We start from the raw sequence: 6717 nt of genomic DNA, 5'->3' as shown, positions 1-6717 counted from the left end.
AAATATACCGCCGCCCGCGCAATTGGGCCGTAATCCGGATTCATGGCGGGGTGCGGGCCGCTATGGGCTAATCGCGTGTAGCTATGGGGGTTCATTCGCTACTCGCCGCTCCCTATTCACCTATTTGCCCGCCTTCACCTCGGCCGCGGCCACGGCGATCAATTCGCTCATCTTGGCCCGAATCGCCTGTTCGGTGATGGCGACATTCTTGGCGGCGAAATCGGCCATGACCTTGCGCAGGACGTCGGCATCGCCGGCCTCCTCGAAATCGGCCGCGACCACTTCCTTGGCGTAGGCGGTGGCGGCCTCGCCGGTGATTCCGAGCTTCTCGGCGGCCCAAAGGCCGAGCAGCCGGTTGCGGCGGGCTTCCGCCTTGAATTTCTGCTCCTCGTCGAGGGCGAACTTCTTCTCGAAGCCTTCCTCGCGCTTGTCCAAACTGCTCATGCCTTTTTCCAATTCCCTGCTGACTGGATCCGGTGGCCATCGTTGCGACGGCCCCGGCGCATGCCTAGATAGGGGGCACGAATCGGCAAAACAACGAGCCGTTAAGCCGCAGGCAAGACGGTATAAGTTGATGCCGGGCGGCCGGATCGATTGTGCTGGGACAGCCAATCGGATAGGTTGCCTGAAGGTTTGGTTCCCGTTCTGTTTCCAAGGGGTTATAGACGGGTTCCCAGCCGTTCACGGCAGCTCCGCTGTGGGTCGTAACCTGGTAACCGGAGCACACCAAATACATGGATTTCAACAAAACACGGTACATCCCCATGAGCCGTCGGCGTCGTATTTATGAAGGCAAGGCAAAGGTTCTTTACGAAGGCCCGGAGCCCGGTACCCTGATCCAGCACTTCAAGGATGACGCCACCGCGTTCAATGCGAAAAAGCATCAGGTGATCGAGGGCAAGGGTGTCCTCAACAACCGGATCTCGGAGTACCTGTTTCAGCACCTCAACGACATCGGGGTGCCGACCCATTTCATCCGCCGCCTCAACATGCGCGAGCAGTTGATTCGCGAGGTCGAGATCGTGCCGCTGGAAGTGGTGGTGCGGAACGTTGCCGCCGGCTCGCTGTCGCAGCGCCTCGGCATCGAGGAGGGCACGCAGCTGCCCCGTTCGATCATCGAATTCTACTACAAGAACGACCAGCTCAACGACCCCATGGTGTCGGAAGAGCACATCACCGCGTTCGGCTGGGCCACCCCGCAGGAGATCGACGACATCATGGCGCTCGCCATCCGTGTCAACGACTTCCTCACCGGCCTCTTCCTCGGCATCGGCATCCGCCTCGTCGACTTCAAGATGGAGTGCGGCCGGCTGTTCGAGAACGAGATGATGCGGATCATCGTCGCCGACGAGATCTCGCCGGACAGCTGCCGTCTGTGGGACATCAAGTCGAACGAGAAGCTCGACAAGGATCGCTTCCGCAGGGATCTCGGCGGCCTGCTCGAGGCCTACACCGAAGTCGCAAAACGCCTCGGCATCCTCATGGAGAATGAGCGTCCGCAGGGCACTGGCCCGGTGCTGGTGAAGAGCTAAGAGGGATTTGACGTGAAGGCACGTGTTACCGTTACCCTGAAGACGGGCATCCTCGATCCGCAGGGCAAGGCCATCGAAGGCGCGCTGAAGTCGCTCGGCGTCGACGGCGTCGCCAGCGTCCGCCAGGGCAAGGTGTTCGACATCGAGCTTGCCGGCGCCGACAAGGCCAAGGCCGAAGCGGCGCTGAAGGAGGCGGCCGACAAGCTCTTGGCGAACACCGTGATCGAGAACTATCGCGTCGAGATCGTCTAACCCGCGCGGCGCTTCACAGCCATCCGACGCGGTGGAAGCGCCAGTACAATGCGAGGCAGGCGAGCGCCATCATCCCCATGACGACGAAATAGCTGTACTCCCATTGCAGCTCGGGGATGTACTTGAAGTTCATCCCGTAGATGCCTGCGACTGCGGTGGGCACGGCGAGGATCGCCAGCCACGAGGCGAGCTTCTTGGAGACCGCGGTCTCCTGCGCCTGTCCGACCAGCAGGCTCGCCTCGAAGGCGAAGGCCAGCACCTCGCGCATGGAATCGATGCGCTCCTGGATGTTCCTGACGTGGTCGGTGACGTCGCGGAACAGCGGCTGCATCGTCGCACGCACCATCGCAAGCTCGTCATGCTCGAGGCGGCGGCAGACTTCCACCAACGGGCCGATCGCGGTCCTGAGCCGCAACAGGTCGCGGCGCAGCATGTAGAGCCGCTCGATCTGCGCCTTGCTGATCGGCTTGGAGAGCACGTCGTCCTCGATGCCTTCGACCTCCTCGTGGATGCTCTCCAGCACGGGCGAGTAGTTGTCGACGATGAAATCGAGGATGGCGTAGAGGATGTAGTCCTCGCCGCGCGCAAGGGCCCGCGGGCAGCTTTCGCAGCGTTCGCGCACCGGCGTGTAGGATGTCGAGGCGCCATGGCGCACCGAGACCAGATAGCCTTCGCCGACGAAGATGTGCGTCTCGCCGAAGGCGATCCGGCCCTCGAACAATTGCGCCGTCCGCGCCACGATGAACAGGGCCTCGCCATATTGCTCGATCTTCGGCCGCTGATGGGCGTTGTTGGCGTCCTCGATGGCAAGGTCGTGCAGGTCGAACTGCTTCTGCACGGCGCCGAGCAGCGCCATGTCAGGCTCGTGCAGCCCGATCCACACCACGTGGCCAGGCTTGGCCCGCCAGCTCGAAGCCTCGCTGATGGCGATATTGGCGACACGCCGGCCGTCGACATAGGCGCCGGCTGCGATGACGCCCTGAGTGGACACCGGTTCGGAGAGGGAGGCGGGCAGCGACGGGACGTTCATGGCTTCAATCCCGGGCAAGATCGTCAGGCAAAAGTGCCGTGGCTATGGCCTGTGTACAAGGCCGCCCGGCGAGGCTAGCACTGGTAAAATCCCCGTCAAATGGCTATGTCTCCTGACGAATTGGCCCTTTGGCCAGCCCGATTCCCATCACCGTCGGAACCCGAACCATGAAAGCCGCCATCCTCGTCTTTCCCGGAATCAACCGCGAGCGCGACATGGCGCGCGCATTGAGGCTGATCTCCGGCAGCGAGCCCGCGATGGTCTGGCACGCCGAGACGTCGCTGCCCGCGGGCACCGACCTCGTCGTCGTGCCCGGCGGCTTCTCCTACGGCGACTATCTGCGCTGCGGCGCGATTGCGGCGCGGTCGCCGGTGATGGACGCGGTGCGCGACTATGCGGCCAAGGGCGGTCTCGTGCTCGGCGTCTGCAATGGTTTTCAGATCCTCTGCGAGTCCGGCCTGCTGCCCGGCGTCCTGATGCGCAACGCGCGGCTGAAGTTCATCTGTCACGACGTGCATCTGCGCGTCGAGCGCTCCGACACGCCGTTCACCCGCGGCTACAATGCCGGCCAGGTGATCCGCGTGCCCGTCGCCCATGGTGAGGGCAATTACGAGGCGGATGAAGAGACCATCAAGCGGCTCGAAGGCGAGGGGCGGGTGCTCTATCGCTACTGCTCCGCCGACGGCGTGGTCGACGAGGCCCACAACATCAACGGCGCGGCGGAATCCATCGCCGGAATCGTCAATGACAGGGGCAACGTGCTCGGCATGATGCCGCACCCGGAGAACCACGTCGAAGACATCATGGGCTGCACCGACGGCCGCGGCCTGTTCGCCGGTCTCACTGCCCATCTGGAAAAGGCCGCGTGATCTCGTTTGTGGCGAAGCGGGCTCTCGCCGCGATCGCGGCGCTGTCGCTCGCGACATTTTCACTCGCGACCGTTGCGTTCGCGCAGGATTTCCCCAAGCGCCCGCTCACGATGATCGTGCCGTTCGCGGCTGGCGGCACGTCGGACGTGATCGCGCGCACGGTCGCCGAGCAGATGGGCATCGCGCTCGGCCAGACCATCGTGATCGAGAACGTCGCCGGCGCCGGCGGCTCGACCGCGCTGGCGCGCGCCTCCCGCGCCGAGCCTGACGGCTACACCATCGCGATCGGCAACGCCGGCACCAACGCCGCGACCTACACGATCTATCCAAAACTGCCGTTCACGCCTGAATCCTTCGTGCCGATCGCCATGGTGGCGAAGACGTTCGGCGTCATCGCGCTGCGCAAGGATTTCCCGGCGAAGGACCTGAAAGAGTTCATCGCCTACGCCAAGGCCAACCCGGGCAAGATCAATCTCGGCCACGCCGGTGTCGGCTCGTCGAATTACCTCATTTGCAAGAGCTTTGTGACGGCCGCCGGGGTCGACGCAACACTGGTCGGCTATCGCGGTGCGGCGCCCGCACTCACGGATGCGATCGGCAGCCAGATCGACGGCGTCTGCGACGCCGCGGCCTCCGTCTCGCAGTCGATCGGCGACAAGCTAGTGAGGGGCCTGGTGGTTGGCTCGACCGTGCGGCTGGCCACGCTGCCCGATCTGCCGACGTCTGCCGAGGCAGGCCTGCCGGACTTCGAGGCGCAGGGCTGGAACGGCCTGTTCGCGCCGAAGGGCACGCCGCCGGCCATCATCGCCAAGCTGAACGCGGCTGCGCGCACCGCGGTGGAAACCGACGCGGTGAAGAAGCGTTTTGCGGATTTGTCGACCGTCGCGCCCGATCCCGACGAGCATACGCCCGAGGTGCTCCAGAAGCTCGTGACGCGCGACGTCGAGAAGTACCGGAAGATGCTCGCGGACGACGCCAAGTAGCAGCCGCCCAAATCATAGCAAGTCATAGCGGTTTTGGGCTTGCTGTCTCATGAACCTCAATCGCGTTTGAGACGACTGACTCCTCGTCGCCATCAAGGCGCGCGTGTCCGGGTCGCTGATTTCCGCGCGGGTGAGAGCAACTCAAAGTTGTTTCGCCGCGCGAGTTGCGGTATCAGGAAGCGTGCGCTGTCGTTGTGCTCCCGGATGTCACATGCCCGTCGCTTTGGTCGTTCTGCTGCTCGATATCACACTGATTTATCACGCGTCGCGAACCGGGCGGTTGCAGCCCTGGGCCTTCATCATCCTGATGGTGCCGCTGATCGGCGCGCTCGCCTACATCGCGGTCGAACTCGTCCCTGAATGGTTTTCCAGCCCCGGTGCGCGACAGGCGCGTCAGCGCGTTGCCAATCGGCTCGATCCGGAGAAGCGTTATCGCGAGCTGTGCGACCGGCTGGCGGCCACCGACACCATCGCCAACCGTGCGGCGCTGGCCGAGGAATGCGCAAAGGTCGGCCGCTTCAGCGAGGCCGAGCAGCATTACGGTCACATCCTGAGCTTGCCGATGGGCCACGACCCCCGCTTATGCCTTCGGCAAGGCGCAGGGCGAGTTTTCCGCCAAGCGTCCGGCCGATGCGCTGGCGACGCTGGACGATCTTCAGAAGCAATGGCCGGACTTCGATTCCGCCGACGCGCATCTGCTCTACGCCCGCGCGCTCGCCGAGGTCGGCCGGCTCGACGAGGCGCTGGAGGAATATCACGCCGTCGCCGGCTATTTCCCCGGCGCCGAGGCGCGGGTGCGCTACGGCATGCTGCTCCAGATGGTCGGCCGCAGCGCCGAGGCGCGCGTGGTCTTCAACGAGCTCCTGATCCAGATGCGGCGCGCGCCCAAATATCTGCGCGACGCCCAGGCCGATTGGCTCTCGATCGCCGAGAAGCAGATTTCGACCTGAGCGGTCTTATTGTTTGAGCATGATCTTATCGGAAAACTGCTGCGCACTTTCCGGATCATGCCTTGCGCAGCTTCAGCCGTTCCGCCGGCACCGTCATCGCGGCGACGCCGGCCATGACCAGCAGAAGTCCCAGCGCGAGGTTCGACGGCACGCTCTCGCCGAGCAGCAGCACGGACAATCCGACGCCGATCGGAATGCGCAGATAGCCTTGTGCGTTCGTGGTCAGCGTGCCGAGCCGGCCGAGGCAGACGTAGAACAGCATCAGCCCCAGCGCGCTGGAGACGATGCCCATGACGATGGTGGCGACGATTGCCGTCGGCGTCGGATGCAGCGTCCAGGGCTGGTCGATGATCAGCGCGGGCGGCAGCAGCACGAGGCCACCGAATAGCAGCGAGCCGGTTGCGACCACCATCGGATCGTATTCGGAGAGCCGCAAGCCAAAGATGGTCGCGCAGGCAAAGGAGATGGTGGCGAGCAGGATCGCGATCTCCGCCACGATCTCGCTGCCGAAGCCGCGCAGCGCGTCCAGCCCGACGATGGCGATCGTGCCGGCGAGGCCGAGAATTGCGCCCGCGAGCTTCAGTAGCGTGGCCGGCTCGTGCCGCGTGATCAGCGAGGTGATCAGGAAGGCGAAGATCGGCGTTGTCGAGGCCAGCACCACCGTGTTCGACGCCGGGACATATTGCTGCGACCAGGTGATGACCAGGAACGGAAAGGTCGAGTTGATCAGCTGCTGGACTGCGAACAGCTTCCAGGCCTTCGCATCCGTCGGGAGCTTGAGGCCGCGCATCCACAAGATCGCGAACAGGAAGGCGAACGCGATCAGCGAGCGCGCCGAGATGAAGGTGATGGGCGGGATCGTGGGAAGCGCGAGCTTCGCCAGCGGATAGGTCGAGCTCCAGCAGCAGGCGAGCGCGAACAGCAGCGCATAGTCGCGCCAGTTACGGGCGCCGACGGCGGTCATGGATGGCAATGGCGCTGACGCGGAGGGCGCTGTGTGGCCCGATCCGGATGTGCTCTGCGGCACCTTGTTCTTGCTCCCCCGCGCAAAAGCGCTTTCAGCAAGTCTGGGCGAGGGGGCGCGAAAAGGGAAGGCGTCGA

The 6717-nt window shown here is 64.2% G+C and carries 7 protein-coding genes and 1 pseudogene; 5 read left to right on the top strand and 3 right to left on the bottom strand.

The window, feature by feature from the left end:
- Positions 1-120: 120 nt before the first annotated feature.
- Positions 121-444, bottom strand: a complete 324-nt coding sequence (locus AC0L3X_RS36055) for a DUF1476 domain-containing protein (protein ID WP_014494124.1) — start codon at positions 442-444, stop codon at positions 121-123.
- A 320-nt stretch (positions 445-764) separates the two neighbouring features.
- Between AC0L3X_RS36055 and purC the strand changes: the two genes are divergently transcribed.
- Both purC and purS read left to right on the top strand, forming a co-directional pair.
- Positions 765-1532 carry a phosphoribosylaminoimidazolesuccinocarboxamide synthase gene (gene purC / locus AC0L3X_RS36050; RefSeq protein WP_172782948.1) on the top strand — a complete coding sequence of 256 codons (768 nt, stop codon included), beginning with the start codon at positions 765-767 and terminating at the stop codon, positions 1530-1532.
- Positions 1533-1544: 12 nt separating this feature from the next.
- Entirely contained in the window at positions 1545-1784 is a 240-nt protein-coding gene (gene purS / locus AC0L3X_RS36045; protein WP_014494125.1) for a phosphoribosylformylglycinamidine synthase subunit PurS, read from the top strand.
- Positions 1785-1797: 13 nt separating this feature from the next.
- Here purS and AC0L3X_RS36040 read toward each other — a convergent pair whose 3' ends face one another.
- A complete protein-coding gene (locus AC0L3X_RS36040) occupies positions 1798-2814 on the bottom strand; it encodes a magnesium and cobalt transport protein CorA (protein ID WP_071912382.1) in 1017 nt (338 codons plus the stop codon).
- A 167-nt stretch (positions 2815-2981) separates the two neighbouring features.
- Between AC0L3X_RS36040 and purQ the strand changes: the two genes are divergently transcribed.
- The 3 genes and pseudogenes from purQ (at position 2982) to AC0L3X_RS36025 (ending at position 5616) form a co-directional block, all read left to right on the top strand.
- Positions 2982-3683 carry a phosphoribosylformylglycinamidine synthase subunit PurQ gene (gene purQ / locus AC0L3X_RS36035; protein ID WP_166342514.1) on the top strand — a complete coding sequence of 234 codons (702 nt, stop codon included), beginning with the start codon at positions 2982-2984 and terminating at the stop codon, positions 3681-3683.
- On the top strand, positions 3680-4666 hold the full coding sequence (locus tag AC0L3X_RS36030) for a tripartite tricarboxylate transporter substrate binding protein BugD (protein WP_354130339.1): 987 nt from the start codon (positions 3680-3682) through the stop codon (positions 4664-4666). The genes purQ and AC0L3X_RS36030 overlap by 4 nt, the downstream gene beginning before the upstream one ends.
- A gap of 211 nt (positions 4667-4877) precedes the next feature.
- A pseudogene (locus AC0L3X_RS36025) lies at positions 4878-5616 on the top strand (tetratricopeptide repeat protein).
- 55 nt (positions 5617-5671) lie between these two features.
- Here AC0L3X_RS36025 and AC0L3X_RS36020 read toward each other — a convergent pair.
- Positions 5672-6643: a DMT family transporter gene (locus AC0L3X_RS36020; RefSeq protein WP_166091178.1), complete on the bottom strand. Its 972-nt coding sequence runs from the start codon at positions 6641-6643 to the stop codon at positions 5672-5674.
- Positions 6644-6717 lie beyond the last annotated feature (74 nt).

It is taken from the genome of Bradyrhizobium sp. MI1.7 (genome assembly GCF_055811795.1).
Note: the sequence above shows the minus strand (reverse complement) of the source record. Positions and strands in the feature narration are given on the sequence as shown.

Bases quoted from the DNA above. Each gene is read 5' to 3' on its own strand.
- AC0L3X_RS36040 (WP_071912382.1), bottom strand. From the start codon at position 2,814: ATGAACGTCCCGTCGCTGCCCGCCTCCCTCTCCGAACCGGTGTCCACT.
- purC (WP_172782948.1), top strand. From the start codon at position 765: ATGAGCCGTCGGCGTCGTATTTATGAAGGCAAGGCAAAGGTTCTTTAC.
- AC0L3X_RS36055 (WP_014494124.1), bottom strand. From the start codon at position 444: ATGAGCAGTTTGGACAAGCGCGAGGAAGGCTTCGAGAAGAAGTTCGCC.
- purQ (WP_166342514.1), top strand. From the start codon at position 2,982: ATGAAAGCCGCCATCCTCGTCTTTCCCGGAATCAACCGCGAGCGCGAC.